The organism is Arthrobacter sp. R4-81, from assembly GCF_054792365.1.
On record NZ_CP096445.1, the window covers coordinates 3,067,508 to 3,087,215 of the forward strand.

A 19,708-nucleotide genomic window follows, 5' to 3' on the forward strand; every position below is an offset into this window, starting at 1 on the left:
GCGCTCCAGCTAGGTACTGGCCACGCGCGTTTCCTCGGCCAGCCGTTTGAGCGCCGCCACCGCAATCGCAGGGTCGGTGGTGGGCCAGAAGGGCGGCAGGGCAGCACGCAGAAAATTGCCGTATCGCTCAGTTGATAACCGTGAGTCCAGCACGGCGACCACGCCCTTGTCCCCTGTCGAACGAATAAGGCGGCCGGCACCCTGGGCAAGCCGAATGGCGGCGTGGGTGGCGGAAACAGACATAAAGCCGTTGCCGCCTGCCTTTGCTGCCGCCCGGGAGCGCGCCGTCATGAGGGGATCATCAGGACGCGGAAAGGGAATCCTGTCGATCACTACGAGGCGACACGAGCCCCCAGGAACGTCCACTCCTTGCCAAAGGGACATGGTGCCGAACAGGCAGGTGTCAGGCTCATCCGCAAACTGCCGGACCAGCGCCGTCATAGTTGAATCACCTTGGCAGAGAATGCTCATGTCGAGCCGGGGACGCAGGGCTTCCGCAGCGTCTTCCGCTGCCCGGCGTGAGGAGAACAGGCACAGCGCCCCGCCCCCGGAGGCAAGAATCAGCTTTTCGAGCTCATCGAGAGCTTCGGGTGAGGTGCCCCGACCCGGCTTCGGAAGATGACCCGCCACGTAGAGAATTCCTTGTTTCGGATAGTCGAAAGGAGAGCCGACGTCGATGCCGGTCCAGCTCGGCGCACCCGGGCCCACGAGACCAAGGCCGCCCGCCGCAGGTTCGAAGGCGGAGCCGATCGCGAGCGTAGCGGATGTGAGCACGACGGTGTGTCCCTCGAACAGTCCCTCGCGGAGCCGGCCTCCGACGCTTAGGGGCGCCACATTGATCAAAGCCGGCGAGGCGTCATCGGGTGCGGAGTAACCGTGTTGCGGATCAAAGGTGCTGTTTCGGGAAATCCACACCACTTCGCCGTTTTCCCGCGCTGCGATAAGTCGTTCACACAATTCCAAGATCACCAGGAGGCGGGAGCGCGCCAGCTGCCGCCCGCCGTCGGCCGTGGTGGAACTGTCCCCCTTGGAATCGGAGAGCGCTGCGCGGCATGCGTCGCGGAGCTGGTCCACACAGTCGAGTTGTTCGTCGTTGAGCCCGCTGGGCAGGAGACCGCTGGGGATCCCGGCAATCGCAACTTCGAGGTTGGCCGCCGCGGAGTTGAGGGCGTCAACGGTGATGCCCGTATTCTTGCGCGCTCCGGATGCCGCCGCATGGACCATGGCAACGGAGAGTTGCCCGGAGACTGCACCCGTGACCCGGTCCTGCAGTTCATGGGCCTCGTCCACCACCACAACATCGTACTCAGGAAGCACCGCCAGGCCCTCGAAAGCGCTGACGGCGAGCATGGCGTGGTTAGTGACAACGACGTCGGCCTCGGCGGCGTTTTGACGGGCCAGTTCACTGAAGCACTCGGCCGCCATGGGGCATTTCTGCGCCCCCAGGCACTCCATTGACGTGACGGACACCTGCCTCCAGGCTCTGTCGGTCACGCCTGGCATCAGCTCGTCGCGGTCGCCGGTGATGGTCTTTTCCGCCCAGTCACGCAGCCGGACCACTTCTTTGCCCAGTTGGGACGAAGGACCACCCATGGCTGCCGCAAAGTGAGGCACGCTGGTGTCCTCTCCCAGAGAGAACAACTGCCCCTCAGACGGCTCCTCGGATGGGAAACCGCCCTCGAGCTTGTGTCTGCAGACGTAGTTGGCTCGGCCCTTGACGAGCGCCACCTTCACAGGCCGGTCCAGCGCCGGAGTTATTGTTTCCAGCAGCCTGGGCAAGTCCCTTCCCACAATCTGAGTCTGCAGGGCCAATGTGGCCGTCGAGACGAGAGTGGGTTTGTCACTGACAAGCGAGTGGGCGATGAGAGGAATCAGGTAGGCGAGGGACTTACCGGTCCCTGTTCCTGCCTGGACCAGCAGGTGGTCGCCGCTGTCTATTGCGCGCGCCACCTGCCGGGCCATTTCGTGCTGACCGGTGCGGCTCTCGCCGCCCATTCCGGAGACAGCCCGGTCGAGCAGTTCAACCACAAACCGCTCACTGGCCGATGCATTCGCCTCCGGATCCGCTTCAGTCATTGCTGATGAAGGATTCCAGCTCAGCGGCAAGACCTTCCCGGACCATCACAACGGCACGTGTGCCATGCTCATCGTGATCCAGGGTAAGGATTTCAGCATCTGTTTCGTGGAGTTTACTGATCAGGTCACCCCGGTTATATGGGATATGCAGTTCCAGCTTGACGCTTGGCCTGGGGATGGAGTCACTGATGGCTTTGAGCAGATCGCTAATGCCTTGGCCAGTCCTGGCGGAAACCACAACGTGCCGGGGTTCGCGCTGCTTCAGCCGCTCCACCACGAATGGATCAGCAGCGTCTACCTTGTTCAGCACGACGATCTCGGGGACCTTGCGCGCATCAACTTCGCTGAAAACCGCGCGCACGGCCGCAATCTGGCCTTCGGGATCCGGATGGGAGGCATCCACTACGTGGAGGATGAGGTCGGAATCGGCCACTTCCTCCAGCGTAGAGCGGAACGCTTCCACCAACTGCGTGGGCAATGACCGCACAAAACCCACGGTGTCGGCCAGGGTGTAACCCAATCCGTCGGCGGTTTCGGCCTTACGGACCGTTGGATCCAAGGTGGCGAAAAGCGCGTTCTCCACGAGGACTCCGGCGTCGGTCAGCCTGTTGAGCAGCGAGGACTTGCCGGCGTTGGTGTATCCGGCAATCGCAACAGACGGAACCGCATTACGACGGCGGTTGGCCCGTTTGGTCTCCCTCGCAGGCTTCATGGCGGCGATTTCCCGCCGCAGTTTCGCCATCCGTGTCCGGATCCGGCGCCTATCCAGTTCGATCTTGGTTTCACCAGGACCACGGGAACCCATTCCAGCCGCTGCCCCACCCACCTGGCCACCGGCCTGGCGGGACATGGACTCACCCCAACCACGCAGGCGCGGCAACAGGTATTCGAGCTGGGCCAGTTCCACCTGGGCCTTGCCTTCGCGGCTCTTGGCATGCTGGGCAAAAATATCGAGGATGAGCGCGGTACGGTCAATGACTTTGACCTTGACGATATCTTCAAGGCCGCGCCGCTGTGATGGAGCCAATTCGGCGTCGACCACAACGGTGTCCGCCCCCGTGGACATAACAATGTCCTTCAGTTCAAGGGCTTTGCCTGAGCCAAGGAAAGTTCCGGGATCGGGCTTGGCTCTGCGCTGAACGAGGCCGTCCAGCACTTCTGAGCCGGCGGTTTCTGCCAGTGCTGCCAGTTCCCGAAGGGAGTTCTCGGCGTCGGCCAGGGTTCCTTCTGACCACAACCCCGCCAGGACCACCCGTTCGAGCCGAAGTTGCCGGTACTCGACTTCGGTAACGTCCTCCAGCTCTGTGGAAAGGCCTGCGGTACGGCGCAGTGCGCGTCGTTCCTCAAGATCCTGCTGATCACCGTCGTAGCTGGTGTGCTCGTCGTTGAGCCCTGAAATGGCCTGCGCCCTTCCAAAAACAGCCTTGCTGTCCTCGTCCGCCTTCCGGACGTTCCTGGGAGGTACATCCTTGGCGAGAATCCGGTCAATTACAGCCTGGATCTCCTCGGGGGACATATCCTGGGCGGCTGAATCTGGTCCGGTGTTGTGCTGACTGGTCATGGTCTCCTTAAGAGGTTGTACATCTTCAGAATAGTGCCCTTTGCCGGGCTGTGGTGCTGTATTCGCGGTGGGCTGACGGCTGCTGGTCAATTGTTCCTCCGGATGGCCACGGCAGCGGTGCCGTGGCAGGTATGGTTTGGGACGTTTGTGTGTCGGCGGTTCCCAGGAAAGGGAACGGCTGAATGATTTCCAGTGGGGGTTGTCAGATATTTAGGTAGATCATGATGGACTCCATGGGGGTCGGGCGCCCAGTTGATCTGCCAGTCGGATCATTCGCCTCTGCTTCATAGACGTAGGCTCCGGACCCAGAACGGTAGCTGGGTGTGTGAGTCCGGGAGAGTTCGTCTGAAGGGGTTCATTGACTTTGAAAGCACTGGTGCTGAGCGCGCTAAGCGGAAGGATTTACCTGCATCGCTGCGGGACATTAAGCTGGGCGTCAGGCGGGCTAGGATGCCAACGCGCCTGCGCCGGGCCGAATCGCCGCTACTCAAAGATCAAGAACATGGATTAAAGAATAGCAGACGGGCCAAGCCCCGGTTTCCCATCCAGCTGCGGGGCAACTAATCTGGCCAGTTATGGAGTCTGCACACTATTTCAGCGCCCAGCCGGCGGGGCCGTTCACCCGCAAGCCGCTGACGGTCGAACTTGCCGGTGAAACGCGGAAGCTCCACACGTCGTCGGGGATCTTTAGCCCGGAAGGTATTGACAAGGGAACGGCCGTTCTACTTGCCGAGGTACCGGCGCCCTCTCCACAAGGGAACCTGCTGGATATCGGCTGTGGCTGGGGTCCAATCGCCCTGACCATGGCTTTGCGAGCACCCCATGCAACCGTCTACGCCGTAGATGTCAACGAGCGGTGTGTGACCCTGACGAACGAGAACGCCGCGGCACTCGGGCTGGAGAATCTCCGGGCCAGCTTGCCGGACGAGGTAGATCCCGGCCTCCGCTTCGATACCATCTGGTCAAATCCCCCGATCCGGATCGGTAAGGACGAGCTTCATTCGCTGTTACTGCGCTGGCTGCCCCGGCTGGCCCCTGGTGGTTCCGCCTGGTTGGTGGTCCAGAAAAACCTCGGTTCCGATTCACTGCAGCGCTGGCTTGCAGCAGAGCTTGATTCATCCTTTACGGTTACCCGTGAGAGTACCTCGAAGTCCTTCCGGATGCTGAAGGTCAGGAAAGCGTCCCACTAGCAACAATGACGGCGGGACCACTAAGCTCCACGTGCTCGCGCCCGTCGGGCCCGGGGAAAAACTTCACGCCGACGACGCCGCCGGGAACTGTGACGTTCCACGCATTCGGAGCGCCCTCGCCGGCCCAGTGCCGGATCGCGACAGCTGCTGCGCAGGCCCCCGTCCCGCACGACTGTGTTTCTCCGACACCCCGCTCGTGAACCCTCATCGTGATGGTCCCCACACCGTCGTGAACTAGTGGTTCGGACGGCACTACGAACTCGACGTTGGTGCCGTTGGGAGGGGTGGGATCCACGTGAGGGGCGGTAAACAGCTGGGTCGCCTCGAGCTCGGAAAGCTCTGCAAGGGCAACCACTGTATGCGGATTTCCCATGCTGACGGAGAGAGCAGGCCGGGCCACCTCCAGTCCGCTTGCGCTTACGAGGGAGTCCATTGCCCGGGCTGCAGCATCCTCGGGAAAGATGAATTCCCAAGGCCCCATGTCCACCGCGTATCCGGAACCGCTGCGGACGATCACTTTCACGCCTCCGCGGGTCCCAATCGTCAATGAGGCTCCCTCGTCCAAACGGACAAGTCCCTGGGCGATGAGGAAATGCACGAAAACACGTACTCCGTTGCCGCACATCTCGGACAAGGAGCCGTCACCGTTTCGGTAGTCCATGAACCATTCGGCGTCCGGATGATGGACCAGCAGGTCCCGGCCTTCAGGAAGGAAACGTGACAGAACAGCGCGGATCAGGCCGTCCCCGCCAATTCCACGGTGGCGATCGCACAGTTCGGCTGCCTGTTCAGGGCCAACAGGCCACGCGCCGGCCGGATCAGCTATCAGGACGAAGTCGTTTCCCGTGCCGTGCCCCTTCGAGAACGCCATGCCGCTCAGGCCCTGGTGAGCGTGAGCGGGGGTCTCTTCAAGGGTTTCATTCATGGTCCAAGGTTACCGTCTTGGTCGTGTTCGCTGTAAAACCGTCCGCCGGATCCCTTTCTCCCGGAAGTCCGGCATGAATCCGCTGAAGGGCCTCACGTAGAGAGAGCGGCCGCCTTCTCGAGCAGCGCAGGATCCTGCCAGTCCAGCCAAGCGATCCGGGGATCGGCCCGGAACCATGTCAGCTGACGGCGGGCGAATTGCCTGGTGGCAACAATGGTCTCTTCCGAGGCTTCCGAAACGTCGCTGACACCGTCGAGTACCTTCAGGAACTGGGCGTACCCGAGGGCGCGGGAGGCGGTTTTCCCCTGCCTCAGTCCGCGTGATTCGAGCCGACGTACCTCCTCCAGCAGGCCGTTCTCCACCATGCTGTGGACACGCTGGGCGAGGCGGGCGCGGAGAACCTCCCGATCCACTTCAAGCCCGATCTGCACCGCGGGCCTGATGTACTCGCGCTTTGGCATGTAGGAGCTGAAAGGGCGGCCGGTCAACTCATAGACTTCCAAGGCGCGGATGACCCGGCGGGTGTCTCCCAGGCGTGCAGCCGATACCGGGTCCAGCCGTTCAAGGCGGGAGCGCAGGCCCGCTTCTCCCTCTGACGCGGCCTCGTTCTCAAGGCGTCGGCGGATGGCGGGATCAGTACCGGGAAACTCCAGGACATCCAATGCAGCCCGCAGGTAAAGTCCGGAGCCACCGGCGAGGATGGCTCTCTTTCCGCGCCTATGAATCGCGTCGATCACCGCTCTGGCTTGCTGCTGGAAGTCCGAAACACTGGCTTCCTCGGTGACATCGAGGGTATCCAGCAAATGGTGGGGCACTCCCCTGCGTTCTTCCACGCTGATCTTGGCTGTACCGATGTCCATGCCCCGGTAGAACTGCATGGAATCGGCATTGATGACCTCACCGTCAAGTTCCAGGGCCAGCTCCACGGCCAGGTCAGACTTGCCGGAGCCGGTTGGCCCCACGACAGCGATCACAGGTGGGCCGCCGGCGGGGACGTTTGCTGTACCAGTACGCGGGGCTGACATTCCCTAGCGTCCGCGGATGGGAAGAGAGGGCATTCCCAGGGAGACTCCGGCCTTACCTGATTTCCCTGAAGGGGCGGGAACTCCGCAGGAGTCTGCCTGGGACCTGTCCCAGGCGTCGCCAGCGCGGGAGCGGCGCAGACGGTAATCCTCCGGAGTAGACGGGTCAGCGACCAGATGGAAAGAAGCGGCCTCAGTAATGGTGACTGTGACAAGATCACCGGGACGGGGAGCTTCTGCGCCTTCGGGAACGGTGAAGTGTACTAGCCGCTGGTCCTGGGAACGCCCGGAAAGCCGGTGGGTCTCCCCTGCCTTGCGTCCGGACTGGGCTGTCACCATCACCTCGACGCGCTTGCCAAGCTGCCGCGCGTTCTCTTCCGCCGCAATCCTGTCCTGCAAAGCGGTGAGCCGTTCGAAGCGCTCCTGGACAACAGCCTTGGGCAGCTGGTCGGGCAGGTCAGCGGCGGGCGTTCCGGGCCGCTTGGAGTATTGGAAGGTGAATGCTGTAGCGAAGCGTGACTTCTCAACGACATCCAGGGTTGCCTGGAAGTCCTCCTCCGTCTCACCGGGGAATCCGACGATGATGTCGGTAGAGATCGCTGCATGCGGAATCTTTTCGCGGACCTTGTCCAGGATTCCCAGGAATTTCGTGGACCGGTAGGACCGCTTCATGTCCTTGAGTACTTTGTCCGACCCTGATTGCAATGGCATGTGAAGCTGCGGCATCACATTGGGTGTCTCGGCCATGGCATCAATGACGTCTTCAGTGAACGCAGCGGGGTGAGGGCTAGTGAATCGAACCCGCTCCAGGCCTTCGATGCTGCCGCAAGCCCGCAGCAGCTTCGAGAATGCCTGCCGGTCCCCGAATTCGACGCCATAAGAGTTGACGTTCTGTCCAAGGAGGGTCACTTCGATGGCGCCGTCATCAACAAGGGCCTGGATTTCTGCCAGCACATCGCCTGGGCGGCGGTCCTTCTCCTTGCCGCGGAGAGCGGGCACGATGCAGAACGTGCAGGTGTTGTTGCAGCCAACCGAGATGGACACCCACCCCGAATACACGGAGTCACGCTTGGTAGGCAAAGTGGACGGGAACACGTCAAGGGATTCCAGGATCTCAAGCTGGGCCTCGTTATTATGCCGTGCCCGTTCCAGCAGAGCCGGCAGGGCACCGACGTTGTGTGTGCCAAAGACGGCGTCCACCCAGGGCGCTTTTCGGAGAATCGTCTCGCGGTCCTTTTGAGCCAGACAACCACCAACAGCGATCTGCATTCCTGGATTGGCTTCTTTGACAGAAGCCAGCATGCCCAGGTTTCCGTAGAGCTTGTTGTCAGCGTTCTCCCGCACTGCACAGGTATTGAACACGACAACATCAGCCTGTTCCGCCCCAGCCGGAACGTACCCTGCAGACTCAAGCATCCCTGCCATTCGTTCTGAATCGTGAACGTTCATCTGGCAACCGAAGGTGCGGACCTCGTAGGTACGAGGAAGTGCCCCTTCCGGGAGAGGAGAAGCGGCTGAAGTGGAATGGGTGCCGGCTGCCGGCGAAGGAATGGTCAAACTCACCCATTAAGGGTAACGGTTGAAACGATTGCCTGCTCGTGGCGGTCTGTCATGGCCATTCTCCCTGCCCTGGAAGCCGGGAGTCAGGGAATCAGTCCTCAACTCAGCCCAGGCCGGGATCGCCGGCCGAATCGAGGACCTCCCCGACAATCCTGAAGGCTGCGGACGGGTTGTAGCCCTTGCGTGCAAGCATGGACGCGAGCCGCCGCGTGGCCTTGTCGCGTTCGCTTCGGTCCTGGAGCTGGCCGGAGCCGCGCAGCTTCCGCATGACAAGTTCCCGCGCAGTGGATTCCTCGGCCTCATCAGTGATCTGCTCAAGCGCCTGGGACGCCGTCTCGGAATCGATGCCCTTCTCCGCAAGCTCTCTTTTCAGGGCGCCACGTGCCAGTTTTCGCGACTGGGAGCGGCTTCGTACCCACGCATCAGCAAATTCAGCGTCGTCAACCAGGCGCACCTCTTCGAAGCGGTCAAGGACCGACTCCGCAACGTCCTCGGGTACGTTCCGCTCGGCGAGCTTCCTGGCCAGCTGAAGGCGGCTCTTGGGCGAATTGGTCAGCTGCCGCAAAACTATGGCGCGGGCGACTGACGCTGGATCCGGCTCCGCATCAAGCGCAGCCGGATCCATGGGGCGATTAGAAGCCGTCAACGGCCTTGAGCTTCGGTGCGGCTTCAGTCTCTGCTGCAGGCTTCACTCCGACGCCGAGCTTCTCCTTGATGAGCCTTTCCAGCTCGGCGGCAAGCTCGGGGTTGTCGCGCAGGAAGCGTCGCGAGTTTTCCATACCCTGGCCGAGCTGATCGCCGTCGTAGGTGAACCAGGAGCCGGACTTCTTGATGATTCCGTGCTCGACACCCATGTCGATGATGCCGCCCTCACGGGAGATCCCCTGACCGTAGATGATGTCGAACTCTGCGATTTTGAAGGGGGGCGCCATCTTGTTCTTGACGATCTTGGCCTTGGTCCGGTTTCCGACTGAATCCGCGCCTTCCTTCAGCGTCTGGATCCTGCGGACATCGATTCGGATGGAGGCATAGAACTTCAGCGCCTTACCACCTGTGGTGGTTTCCGGTGACCCGAAGAAGACACCGATCTTTTCACGCAGCTGGTTAATGAAGATCGCCGTGGTCTTGGTTTGGCTCAGGCGCCCGGTGATCTTCCGGAGGGCCTGGCTCATGAGCCGTGCCTGAAGGCCGACGTGGCTGTCGCCCATATCGCCCTCGATTTCGGCCCGCGGGACCAAGGCTGCCACGGAGTCAATAACAATGACATCCAGGGAACCGGAGCCAATCAGCATGTCCATGATTTCGAGCGCCTGCTCTCCGGTATCCGGCTGGGAAACCAGGAGGGCATCGGTGTCGACTCCCAGTTTCGCGGCGTACTCGGGGTCCAGGGCGTGCTCGGCGTCGATAAAAGCAGCTATGCCGCCCTGGCGCTGGGCATTGGCCACAGCGTGCAGTGCGACGGTGGTTTTACCGGATGATTCCGGTCCATAGATTTCCACCACGCGGCCGCGGGGCAGCCCGCCAATTCCCAAGGCAACATCCAGCGCGATGGAACCCGTGGGGATAACCTCAATCGGCGCCCGGACCTCGTCCCCGAGGCGCATGACAGAGCCTTTGCCGAACTGCTTGTCAATCTGCGCGAGCGCTGCTTCAAGCGCCTTTTCACGATCCGGGGCTGCCGCCATGGTTCACACCTCTAATGCTTTCTCGCTTTGGAGTGGCCTCAGCGGCCGTTTCTTTGTCATCAACGACGCTAATTGCATCCACCGACATTATGGCCGGGACACATCGCTTATGTGGATAACCTCTGAAAAAAGCATAGTCCTACCCGAACAGATATTCGAACAAGGGCCCGGCGTGTCAGCCGGTGCTAATCGCGACGCGGGCTGATGTCCCTGCCGAGGCGCCGCTCCTGGGGAACATCCTGCAACTCGCAGATCGCAAGCCACACGGCTCGGGGGCTGACGCCGGCAGCCAGGGCCTGGTCCGCCGTTCGTCCACCAACAGCAGCCAGCACCAACGAACTGCTCAGGACGCGTGAGTAACCGGCGCCAAATTCATCGTCCATAAGCCGCCAAAATTCACTGATCCGCACCAATAGAGTCTCTCACGGACCCTGACTCTAGAATTGTTGCCATGAGCAACCCAGTTGACAGCCCAGTTCCGCCCGAGGACCTTACGGGCGCCGACGACGTCGACGCCGCCCTGCAGTCCGTGGAACAGCAGCTGAGCCTTTTCTGGCGGAGGGCACGCTCGGTCTCGGCGCAGCTCTCCCGGCAGGTCCACCCCGACATGGAGCCTGCGGCGTACGGCCTCCTGACCATCATCAGGAGGGAAGGACCAATGCGCCTGACCGATCTGGCGTCCTGCGTTGGCGTTGGAAAACCCTCTGTGAGCCGGCAGATTGCCTTTCTCGAGAGCATCGGCCTTATCTTCAAGGAAGCCGATCCTGTGGACGGGCGCGCACAGTCCATTCGGCTCACTCCCCGTGGCGAGGAGAAGATGCATCAGGTCCAGGACGCGCGCAATCAGGTGTTCCGGGAACGGTTGGGGGAATGGCCGATCTCGGAGCTGCAGACTCTGGCACGCTACATTGCGAAGTTGAACAGCACCTACGAGCGGGATGGCTTCCCCAAGGACGAATCGAAGAGAGACCAGGCGCAGTAGCGGGTCCGGCGCAAAAATTAACGCGAAAAAGAAGGGCCTGACGCAAGCGCGGCAGGCCCTTTTTAATCAAACAGTCGATATGAAGTCATGGGATCCCGAAGTCAGTCCGGGAACCTCAAGATCCGGGGTCACAGCCCAGGCCGGAACGGATCAGCGGGCGCCTGACAGGAGACCCGTGGTGAGTTCGTCGTTAAGGTCCGTGTTCAGCTCGCGGTCAAGGTCACGGCCATAGCGCTGGGAGAACTCCTGCGGGACGGTGTCCGGTACTGCCACTCCCTCAGCAATGGCCACGCGGTCACTGACCTCGCGGAGCATGCCGGACAAGGGAACATCCAGGGCCGAGCAGATCGATGAAAGCAACTCCGAAGAGGCTTCCTTCTGGCCGCGCTCCACTTCACTCAAGTAGCCGAGCGAAACGCGGGCACTGTGTGAGACTTCGCGGAGGGTACGGCCTTGGCGCTGGCGGACATCGCGAAGGACATCACCAATTTCGTGACGAAGAACAACCATCTTGCGCTCCTTCTGTTCGCTCTTAGCCTGATCGGCGAGGCCCACATCCTTCCAGCGGACAACGCCGTTTACGGATACGGGCTGCTTTACCATCTGTATCGCCTTGCTCCCTCATACTTCAGGTTCTCCACTCGGGGGAACCAGTGTGGTCTTTTTATCCTAGGCGCCTCCGCGATCCGGAGGCGACACAATGTAACAACTATTGGGTTTCAATTTTTGTTCCCGGCAACTTTACGCCCGGTAGCTTTAGGAAGGAAGCGCCTTCAACAACTGTTCCAGCGCCGCCGCACATGCCTGTCCGCGGATTTCGGCCCTGTTCCCTTCGAAGTCATACGATGATGCAAAGGAACCTGCCGCTGTAGCGATGCCAATGAACACCCGGCCAACCGCTTTGCCGTCATGCGGATCGGGGCCGGCGACGCCTGTACTTGATACTCCGATATCGGCACCGCAGAGAGTGCGGGCACCTGCTGCCATGGCTTCCGCAACCCTGCCATCCACCGAACCAACTTCGGCCAAGAGTTCTGCCGATACGCCAAGGACAGCGCTCTTGACCGCGTTCTGGTAGGCGACAATGCCCCCTTGCAGCATGGCTGATGCGCCGGGAGTATCGGCTAATACTGCTGCTATCATGCCGGCGGTGAGCGATTCACCCGTCGCGACGGTGAGGCCATGTTCCCTCGCCTTTGTGACGGCGGCTTCGGCACTTCTGTGAAGGTTGCTCATGACGTGCTCCCGTCCGGCTGCCGTTTGGAAGGCAGACCCTGTGCCCGCAGTTTAAGCGCTTCCGCCACATACTGCACGCCAGTCCAGACCGTGATAACGACGGCAACGAGCATGACTCCCAGAGCGAGGAGTCCCAGCCATGGCGCCAGGGACGCCAGCGGAATGACGTACAGGAAGATGGCCAGGGTCTGCACTACGGTTTTCAGCTTCCCGCCTCGAGAGGCTGGAATCACTCCGTAGCGGATGACGAAGAAACGCAGGGCCGTAATACCCCACTCGCGGACAAGAATCAGGATGGTAATCCACCACGGCAGTTCGTTCAGGATTGACAGCATCACCAGCGCCGAACCGATGAGCAACTTATCGGCGATGGGATCGGCAATCTTTCCGAAGTCGGTCACGAGGCCGCGGCTGCGGGCGATGTCGCCGTCGAGCTTGTCGGTGTAAATCGCGACGGCGAACGCCACTACGGCTGCCCAGCGCCAGAGACCGTGGCTGCTGTTATCGGCCGCGAGGAACCACACGAAGAATGGCACCAACACAATCCGGAGCATGGTCAGGATGTTGGGCAGATTCCAGATTCCCGAGGAGGAACCGGCGCTGTGGGCCTCGGTGCTAGTCACCCTCCTAGGCTACCGTCCGGTGAGCGACCAGGCGTCCTCGGAGCCGTCTTCGTCGTCCGGGGTGCCATCGGCGCCGTCGTAATACTCAACGTTCTGGGTGCGGTTCTCCAGGTCTGAAGCGACAAGGTCCTCGGCATACCCGCCCTGGGCGATGTTGGCATTGGCGTTGTCGCTCAGGGCCGCCGTGTGTGAATCAGGCGTGGCCGGGGCTTCCTGCCCCTTCATTGCTGCCAGCACAGGAGCGAGGTCATCGGGCTTAACCAGGACATCGCGTGCCTTCGATCCCTCCGACGGACCCACTACACCCCGGGACTCGAGCAGGTCCATGAGGCGGCCCGCCTTCGCGAACCCGACGCGGAGCTTGCGCTGGAGCATTGACGTCGAACCGAATTGGGTAGTCACCACCAGCTCGGTAGCCTGCAGCAGCACCTCAAGGTCATCGCCGATGTCGTCGTCGATCTGCTTCTTGGGGGCCTCCGCGGCGACGTCGTCCCGGTAGGTCGCCTGGAGTTGGCCCTTGACGTGCTCAACAACTTTGTGGATTTCGGATTCCGTCACCCACGCGCCCTGTACACGCATGGCCTTGGAGGCTCCCATCGGCAGGAAGAGCGCGTCGCCCTGCCCAATGAGTTTCTCCGCACCCGGCTGGTCAAGGACAACGCGCGAGTCGGTGACAGAGGAGGTGGCAAAGGCCATGCGGGACGGCACGTTGGCTTTGATCAGGCCGGTGACAACGTCCACGGACGGCCGCTGGGTGGCCAGCACCAAGTGGATTCCGGCGGCGCGGGCAAGCTGTGTGATGCGGACGATGGAATCTTCCACGTCGCGGGGAGCCACCATCATGAGGTCGGCGAGCTCATCCACGATCACCAGCAGATACGGATAGGGACGGATCACACGCTTGGAGTCCACCGGCGGGTGGACCTTCCCGGCACGGACTGCTTTGTTGAAGTCGTCAATGTGCTTGAAGCCGTAGTTGGCGAGGTCGTCGTACCGGGCGTCCATTTCGCGGACCACCCACTGCAGTGCTTCCGCCGCCTTCTTGGGGTTGGTGATGATGGGCGTGATCAGGTGCGGTACGCCCTCATAAGCGGTAAGCTCCACGCGCTTGGGGTCCACCATGACCATACGTACCTCGTCCGGCGTGGCCCGCATCAGGATCGACGTGATCATGGAGTTCACGAATGATGACTTACCCGCGCCGGTAGCGCCGGCGACGAGGAGGTGCGGCATCTTCGCGAGGTTCGCGACGACGTAGCCGCCTTCGACGTCCTTGCCAACACCCATCACCATGGGGTGGTCGGTACGGCGCGCATTCTGGCTGCGGAGCACATCACCCAGCGATACCGTCTCGCGGTCGGTGTTGGGAATCTCGATACCGATAGCGGATTTGCCGGGAATCGGGCTCAGGATGCGCACATCGGAGCTCGCCACTGCATAAGAGATGTTCTTCGACAAGGCGGTGACGCGCTCCACCTTTGTCCCGGGTGACAACTCGATTTCGTAGCGCGTCACGGTGGGTCCCCGGCTGAAGCCGGTGACCTGCGCCTCCACGTTGAACTGGTTGAGCGTTTCGGTCAGCGAGGCCACAATGGCGTCATTGGCTTCGGTCCTCTCCTTGGGGATGGAGCCTGGCGTCAGGACGTCCGACGACGGCAGGGTATAGGTGACATCCCCCGCGAGCGAGAGCTGCTCCGTGCGCTGCGGGATGGGGGTGGGCGGAGGGGCGGGTGCAACCGGATTCGCCGGCACGGGGTTCGCCGGAACACCTGATGGGTTCGACGAGGCCGTATTCAGGGATCCTGCGGCCACCATGCCGGGCGTCACCAGGGGAATGGCCTCGGTAGCGTTCTCCGCGCCCATGTCAGTCCGGGAGCCAAGACCCTGGGCCGCCTTGATCTTTTCGATGGCGATTTCAGCCTGGGTGGGTCGGCGGACTCCTGGCGCGGCGGCGGACCGTTTGTCACCCTTGGAGCCGGGTTCGTCGTCGTCGATGACCGGGGTCTCAAAGGCTTCGTCCCCGACATAGCCTTCCAGGCCGGCGTCGGCGTCCTGGTCTTTGCCGAAGAGCCGCATGCGCTTTTTCTTCTTCGGTGATTCCGCCGCTGAATCCCCGTACAGGTAGCTGCGGTCATGACCGTCCGCATGGTCCCCTGGCTCCTGGAGATCGATGCCCATGAGGTGTTCGTAGGCGCCCTTGAGCCTGCGCGGAATCGCTCCAAAGGGAGTTGCTGTAACGATCAGCAGAGAAGTGAATGTCAGGAGCCCGTAGACCACCAGCGGCACTGCGACATGAATGGCGGCCAAGGGGGAGGCAGCCAGGAATCCCAGCATTCCGCCAGCTTGCCTCAGGCCTTCGAAGCCATCCGCCACGGTCGGTTGGCCGCCGATGACATGCGCGAGGGCCGATCCGGCGAAGGTCATGATCAGGAAGCCGATGCCGATCCGGTTGTTGCCGCGGCTGTCAGCCGGCTGGCGGAACAGACGGACGGCGCAAACCAGCAGCATCAGCGGCAGCAGCAGTGACATCCAGCCAAAGGTCCCGTTGACCACGGCGTAGACGGCATCGGGGAACCAGCCCTGCATCCCCCACCATGCGAACGTTGCGATGAAAACAGCCAGAGCGAGGTTGAAGAGGGCTGCTCCGTCCCTGCGGTCCTCTGGTGCCAGATCGCTGACGTCATGTCCTATCCGGCGCACGCCGCCCCCAACGAGGTGGCCGATCCCCAACCACGCACCGGACAGCATCCGCACGGGCCACGGCTGCTGGGGAACGACAGCAGGCATCTGCCGGGTCCGGGCAGCTGCCCCGCTGGTGGACCGGCTGGTTTTGGGCGCGGAGGAGCCTGCGCCCCGGCCGGAGGCAGTGCCTGATTTGCTGCGGGGGTTTCCTCTAGGCGTGGAGGAAGTACGTGTCGCCATAGCAGCCACGCTACCTGAGCCAGGCCGGAATTCCGCGGATTTCCGGGCCAGACTGATCCATGTTGCCCGGCGGCCCGGCTTGCAAGGATAAGACGCATCCACCTACAATCGGCCCATGCGCTTCTCGACCTGCTCCTCTTGGTGGCCCGCCCCTTAGGCGGACAGACGCGCGCACCATTACGCTCACGACCGCCTCGCCAGGCGGTCGTTTTTTTGCGGCACCGGTCGGTGAGGTGGAATCAATTTCAGGGACTGCCAATGACCTCGCTCCTCTCCCGCATCGTCGAATCCTCGGGCGATGCTTCAATTCCTTTCGCCGTTATCCGGCGCCACGAGTCAGACCTCGTCGACGTCCTCACCGGCGGGATCGTCGATGTGGACAAGCTGGCCGACATCCCGCTCGACGCCAGTCGGGGCGGGCGTGACGTACTGGCGCTTGTGCCTTTTCGTCAGATCCGGGAGCGCGGATTCGCTGCGACCGACGACGGCGCCCCGCTCCGCTGCCTCCTGGTGACGGAGCGCGAAACCCTCTCCTTGAACAATGCCTTGGCGATTCTGCCCGCGATTGAAGTGCCCATCGAGTCTTTGGGGTTCGATACCACTGACGAGGACTATGCGGAGATGGTGCGCCGTGTTATCCGGGACGAAATCGGCCGGGGAGAAGGCGCCAACTTCGTCATCCGCCGATCGTTCAGCGGCACAACCCCTGTCTCGCCGGCAACAGCCGTGCTCGCGTGGATGCGTACCCTGCTCCTCTCAGAGCAGAGCGCCTACTGGACCTTCGCCGTCCACTCCCCCGGCCATTCCCTGGTGGGAGCAACCCCCGAGCGCCACGTCTCCGTGAGGGACGGGCTCGTGACGATGAATCCGATCTCGGGAACCTTCCGGCACCCGGCAGGAGGCCCGACTGCCGGAGGCGTCCTGAAGTTCCTGTCCGACGTCAAAGAGAGCGACGAACTCTTTATGGTGGTCGATGAGGAAATGAAGATGATGAGCAGCATTTGCCCGTCGGGTGGACGGATCCTCGGCCCGTATCTCAAGCAAATGTCCAGACTCAGCCACACGGAGTATTTGCTTGAGGGGCGTACCGATCTTGATCTCCGTGACGTTCTCCGTGCCACAATGTTTGCCCCGACAGTCACCGGGTCCCCCATGGAAAACGCCTGCGCCGTTATCGAACGTCACGAACATGGCGGTCGGGGATACTACTCCGGGGTCCTGGCGTTCTTCGAGTCGCGGACTGATGAGAGTGGAGCCGTTTCCTATGAACTCGATGCTCCGATCCTTATCCGCACTGCTCACCTCGACGGCGACGGACTTGTCACTGTGTCAGCAGGGGCCACCCTCGTTCGGTTGTCCACTCCGGAAGGCGAGGTGGCCGAAACGCACGCAAAGGCGTCCGGTATGCTCGCCGCCCTGGGACTTATCCCGCCGGCTCCGCTGCCTCCGGCGATTAACCTGAATGCCCAGCCCGGAGTTGCAGAAGCGCTCGCCGAACGGAATCACCAGCTGGCCTCCTTCTGGATCCGCGCCCAGGAATGGGAACAACATCCTCCCTTCGCCGGCAGCACGGCCCTGGTTATCGACTGTGAAGACCAGTTCACCGAAATGCTTGCCCACCAGCTGCGTCATTTGGGGTTGCAGACTTCTGTGGCGCGCTGGGATTCAGTGGCAGACATTTCCACGCCGGATCTGGTGGTGTTCGGCCCTGGTCCGGGAGACCCCCGCGACGTCAACGATGTCCGGTTCGAGACGGTGCGGGCTCACCTGCGTTCCAGGCTGGATCTGGGCAGGCCTTTGCTTGCCGTCTGCCTCAGCCACCAGATTTTGTCGATGCTTGCCGGGCTTCCTGTAGAGGTGTTACCGGCACCACGTCAGGGTGTGCGGCTGCAGACCGATGTGTTCGGGACGCGGGCTGCCCTCGGCTTCTACAACACCTTCAGCGCTGTTGCTGAAAGAGACCAGCTTGTCACGCCCAGGCTCAATCTTGACATCTCCGCCGAGGACGGTGTTGTTGTGGCATTGAGAGGCGCCGGAGTCGCATCCATCCAGGGACATCTGGAGTCGGTTCTGTCCTCCGACGGCCTCGCGACACTTGAGCGCCTCGTGAGGTCCGCATTGGCGAGGGATAAAGCCCCGGTATAGGCCAGGGGTCAAAAATACGAAAAGGCCCGGTTCGCTGAACCGGGCCTTTTCGTAACTGCTGGAGCTGCGATGGTGCTTCGAGGACTATGCCTCCAGAACCACCGGGATGATCATGGGACGACGGCGGAGCTTGCGGTTGACCCACGTTCCAACGACGCGGCGAACAACCTGCTGGAGCTGATGCGTTGTGTGATCCGTGTGGTTGAGCACTGCTTCTTCCAGCGCTGCATTGATCCTAGGAATGATGTCATCGAACACAGAATCGTCCTCGGCAACGCCGCGGGCATGGATTTCGGGCCCGGAGACCACCTTGCCTGTTGCACGGTTGATGACAGTGATGATGGAGATGAATCCTTCGTCGCCCAGGACACGGCGGTCTTTCAAGTCGGCGTCCGTAATCTCACCGACGCTGGATCCGTCGACGTAGACGAACCCCACCTCGACCTGGCCTACGACGTCGGCCCGGTGGTCTTTGAGGTCGATTACAGTGCCGTTGTCCGCGAGCAGGATGCTCTCGGCCGGCACTCCGGATTCCTCGGCGATCTTGCCGTTGGCGATCAGGTGCCGCGTTTCGCCGTGCACCGGCATTGCGTTCAGCGGCTCAAGGATGTTGTAGCAGTAGAGGAGCTCGCCTGCGGCTGCGTGGCCGGATACGTGGACCTTGGCGTTGCCCTTGTGGATGACGTCGGCACCGAGCTTGAGCAGCCCGTTGATGATGCGGTAAACGGCGTTCTCGTTGCCGGGGATGAGGCTCGACGCCAGGATAACGGTGTCACCCTCGCCCACGATCACCCGGTGGTCTCCGTTGGCCATCCGGGACAGAGCAGCCATCGGTTCGCCCTGTGAGCCGGTGGACATAAGGACCACGCGGTTGTCCGGAAGGTTGTCTATGTTCTTGATATCGACGACCACGCCGTCCGGTACGTCCAGGTAGCCAAGTTTCGCGGCAATCGCCATATTGCGGACCATCGAGCGGCCCACAAAGGCGACGTTGCGGTTGTGTTTGACCGCGGCGTCGAGGACCTGCTGCACCCGGTGGATGTGGGATGAGAACGAAGCGACAATGATGCGTTTTGTGGCCTGGCCGAAGAGGCGGTCCAGGGTGGGTCCGATTTCCTTTTCGGCGGTGGTGAACCCGGGAACGTCGGCGTTGGTCGAGTCCGACATGAACAGATCCACGCCCTCTTCGCCCAGCTTGGCAAAGTGACGGAGGTCGGTGATCCGTCCGTCCAGGGGCAACTGATCCATCTTGAAATCGCCCGTGTGCAGGACCGTACCGCCTGCCGTGCGGATAAAGACAGCCAAAGCGTCGGGGATGGAGTGGTTCACGGCCACAAATTCGCATTCGAAGGGGCCGAACTTCTCGACTTGTCCTTCAGTGACAGTGAGGGAGTAGGGCTTGATGCGGTGTTCCTGCAGCTTCGCTTCGATGAGGGCGAGCGTCAGTTGCGATCCGATCAGGGGGATGTCGCTGCGGAGGCGCAGCAGGTAGGGAACAGCTCCGATGTGGTCTTCGTGGCCGTGCGTGAGGACGACAGCCACGACGTCATCCATCCGGTCCTCAATGTAGGAGAAATCGGGCAGGATCAGGTCCACACCCGGCTGGGTTTCCTCAGGGAACAGGACACCGCAGTCGACAATAAGGAGCTTGCCGTCGATTTCGAAGACCGCCATGTTGCGGCCGATCTCGCCCAGGCCGCCCAGCGGGACAATGCGAAGGGTGCCTTGCGGAAGTCTCGGGGGCGTGACAAGGCCGGGTAGGGCTACTTGGGTCATAATGC

16 protein-coding genes are annotated in these 19,708 nt (G+C 61.9%); 3 read left to right on the top strand and 13 right to left on the bottom strand.

All coding sequences use genetic code 11. The features are described from left to right. Positions 1–9: 9 nt before the first annotated feature. Together M1E05_RS14270 and hflX are read right to left on the bottom strand one after the other, a co-directional pair. Complete coding sequence (locus M1E05_RS14270) at positions 10–2,076, bottom strand: ATP-dependent DNA helicase (RefSeq protein WP_461163326.1); 2,067 nt, start codon at positions 2,074–2,076, stop codon at positions 10–12. Beyond that, on the bottom strand, positions 2,069–3,637 hold the full coding sequence (hflX, locus tag M1E05_RS14275; RefSeq protein ID WP_461163327.1) for a GTPase HflX: 1,569 nt from the start codon (positions 3,635–3,637) through the stop codon (positions 2,069–2,071). The genes M1E05_RS14270 and hflX overlap by 8 nt, the downstream gene beginning before the upstream one ends. 575 nt (positions 3,638–4,212) lie before the next feature. Here hflX and M1E05_RS14280 point away from each other — a divergent pair. Next, positions 4,213–4,827: a class I SAM-dependent methyltransferase gene (locus tag M1E05_RS14280; protein WP_461163328.1), complete on the top strand. Its 615-nt coding sequence runs from the start codon at positions 4,213–4,215 to the stop codon at positions 4,825–4,827. Here M1E05_RS14280 and dapF read toward each other — a convergent pair. The 6 genes from dapF to M1E05_RS14310 form a co-directional block, all read right to left on the bottom strand. Beyond that, positions 4,808–5,752, bottom strand: a complete 945-nt coding sequence (dapF, locus tag M1E05_RS14285; RefSeq protein ID WP_461163329.1) for a diaminopimelate epimerase — start codon at positions 5,750–5,752, stop codon at positions 4,808–4,810. The two genes, M1E05_RS14280 and dapF, sit on opposite strands and share 20 nt — an antisense overlap. A 92-nt stretch (positions 5,753–5,844) precedes the next feature. Beyond that, the gene (gene miaA, locus M1E05_RS14290) at positions 5,845–6,777 is read right to left on the bottom strand and encodes a tRNA (adenosine(37)-N6)-dimethylallyltransferase MiaA (protein ID WP_461163330.1); all 933 of its coding nucleotides are present in this window, start codon (positions 6,775–6,777) and stop codon (positions 5,845–5,847) included. 3 nt (positions 6,778–6,780) lie between these two features. Then, positions 6,781–8,337, bottom strand: a complete 1,557-nt coding sequence (miaB, locus tag M1E05_RS14295) for a tRNA (N6-isopentenyl adenosine(37)-C2)-methylthiotransferase MiaB (RefSeq protein ID WP_458110956.1) — start codon at positions 8,335–8,337, stop codon at positions 6,781–6,783. Positions 8,338–8,437: 100 nt separating this feature from the next. Further along, a complete protein-coding gene (locus tag M1E05_RS14300; protein ID WP_461163331.1) occupies positions 8,438–8,959 on the bottom strand; it encodes a regulatory protein RecX in 522 nt (173 codons plus the stop codon). Positions 8,960–8,966: 7 nt separating this feature from the next. Then, on the bottom strand, positions 8,967–10,019 hold the full coding sequence (recA, locus tag M1E05_RS14305) for a recombinase RecA (RefSeq protein ID WP_309107189.1): 1,053 nt from the start codon (positions 10,017–10,019) through the stop codon (positions 8,967–8,969). Between the two features lie 185 nt (positions 10,020–10,204). Further along, on the bottom strand, positions 10,205–10,429 hold the full coding sequence (locus tag M1E05_RS14310; RefSeq protein ID WP_247048670.1) for a DUF3046 domain-containing protein: 225 nt from the start codon (positions 10,427–10,429) through the stop codon (positions 10,205–10,207). Between the two features lie 41 nt (positions 10,430–10,470). Between M1E05_RS14310 and M1E05_RS14315 the strand changes: the two genes are divergently transcribed. Then, positions 10,471–11,001, top strand: coding sequence for a MarR family winged helix-turn-helix transcriptional regulator (locus tag M1E05_RS14315; protein WP_458110958.1), 531 nt, complete (start codon positions 10,471–10,473; stop codon positions 10,999–11,001). Positions 11,002–11,151: 150 nt separating this feature from the next. On the opposite strand, the gene M1E05_RS14320 is transcribed toward M1E05_RS14315, so the two are convergent. The 4 genes from M1E05_RS14320 to M1E05_RS14335 form a co-directional block, all read right to left on the bottom strand. Further along, a complete protein-coding gene (locus M1E05_RS14320; protein ID WP_309107186.1) occupies positions 11,152–11,604 on the bottom strand; it encodes a helix-turn-helix domain-containing protein in 453 nt (150 codons plus the stop codon). A gap of 153 nt (positions 11,605–11,757) precedes the next feature. Further along, on the bottom strand, positions 11,758–12,237 hold the full coding sequence (locus M1E05_RS14325; RefSeq protein ID WP_458110959.1) for a CinA family protein: 480 nt from the start codon (positions 12,235–12,237) through the stop codon (positions 11,758–11,760). Then, positions 12,234–12,860: a CDP-diacylglycerol--glycerol-3-phosphate 3-phosphatidyltransferase gene (gene pgsA, locus M1E05_RS14330; protein ID WP_458110960.1), complete on the bottom strand. Its 627-nt coding sequence runs from the start codon at positions 12,858–12,860 to the stop codon at positions 12,234–12,236. Before pgsA ends, M1E05_RS14325 begins: the two co-directional genes overlap by 4 nt. A 9-nt stretch (positions 12,861–12,869) precedes the next feature. After that, positions 12,870–15,782 carry a DNA translocase FtsK gene (locus M1E05_RS14335; protein WP_461163332.1) on the bottom strand — a complete coding sequence of 971 codons (2,913 nt, stop codon included), beginning with the start codon at positions 15,780–15,782 and terminating at the stop codon, positions 12,870–12,872. Between the two features lie 258 nt (positions 15,783–16,040). Between M1E05_RS14335 and M1E05_RS14340 the strand changes: the two genes are divergently transcribed. Beyond that, positions 16,041–17,927 carry an anthranilate synthase family protein gene (locus M1E05_RS14340; RefSeq protein WP_461163333.1) on the top strand — a complete coding sequence of 629 codons (1,887 nt, stop codon included), beginning with the start codon at positions 16,041–16,043 and terminating at the stop codon, positions 17,925–17,927. A gap of 84 nt (positions 17,928–18,011) precedes the next feature. Here M1E05_RS14340 and M1E05_RS14345 read toward each other — a convergent pair whose 3' ends face one another. After that, a complete protein-coding gene (locus M1E05_RS14345) occupies positions 18,012–19,703 on the bottom strand; it encodes a ribonuclease J (protein ID WP_458110963.1) in 1,692 nt (563 codons plus the stop codon). Positions 19,704–19,708 lie beyond the last annotated feature (5 nt).

Coding starts and splice junctions, on each gene's coding strand:
- M1E05_RS14270 (WP_461163326.1), bottom strand. CDS start 2,076: ATGACTGAAGCGGATCCGGAGGCGAATGCATCGGCCAGTGAGCGGTTT.
- hflX (WP_461163327.1), bottom strand. CDS start 3,637: ATGACCAGTCAGCACAACACCGGACCAGATTCAGCCGCCCAGGATATG.
- M1E05_RS14280 (WP_461163328.1), top strand. CDS start 4,213: ATGGAGTCTGCACACTATTTCAGCGCCCAGCCGGCGGGGCCGTTCACC.
- dapF (WP_461163329.1), bottom strand. CDS start 5,752: ATGAATGAAACCCTTGAAGAGACCCCCGCTCACGCTCACCAGGGCCTG.
- miaA (WP_461163330.1), bottom strand. CDS start 6,777: ATGTCAGCCCCGCGTACTGGTACAGCAAACGTCCCCGCCGGCGGCCCA.
- M1E05_RS14300 (WP_461163331.1), bottom strand. CDS start 8,959: ATGGATCCGGCTGCGCTTGATGCGGAGCCGGATCCAGCGTCAGTCGCC.
- recA (WP_309107189.1), bottom strand. CDS start 10,019: ATGGCGGCAGCCCCGGATCGTGAAAAGGCGCTTGAAGCAGCGCTCGCG.
- M1E05_RS14315 (WP_458110958.1), top strand. CDS start 10,471: ATGAGCAACCCAGTTGACAGCCCAGTTCCGCCCGAGGACCTTACGGGC.
- M1E05_RS14320 (WP_309107186.1), bottom strand. CDS start 11,604: ATGGTAAAGCAGCCCGTATCCGTAAACGGCGTTGTCCGCTGGAAGGAT.
- M1E05_RS14325 (WP_458110959.1), bottom strand. CDS start 12,237: ATGAGCAACCTTCACAGAAGTGCCGAAGCCGCCGTCACAAAGGCGAGG.
- M1E05_RS14335 (WP_461163332.1), bottom strand. CDS start 15,782: ATGGCGACACGTACTTCCTCCACGCCTAGAGGAAACCCCCGCAGCAAA.
- M1E05_RS14340 (WP_461163333.1), top strand. CDS start 16,041: ATGACCTCGCTCCTCTCCCGCATCGTCGAATCCTCGGGCGATGCTTCA.
- M1E05_RS14345 (WP_458110963.1), bottom strand. CDS start 19,703: ATGACCCAAGTAGCCCTACCCGGCCTTGTCACGCCCCCGAGACTTCCG.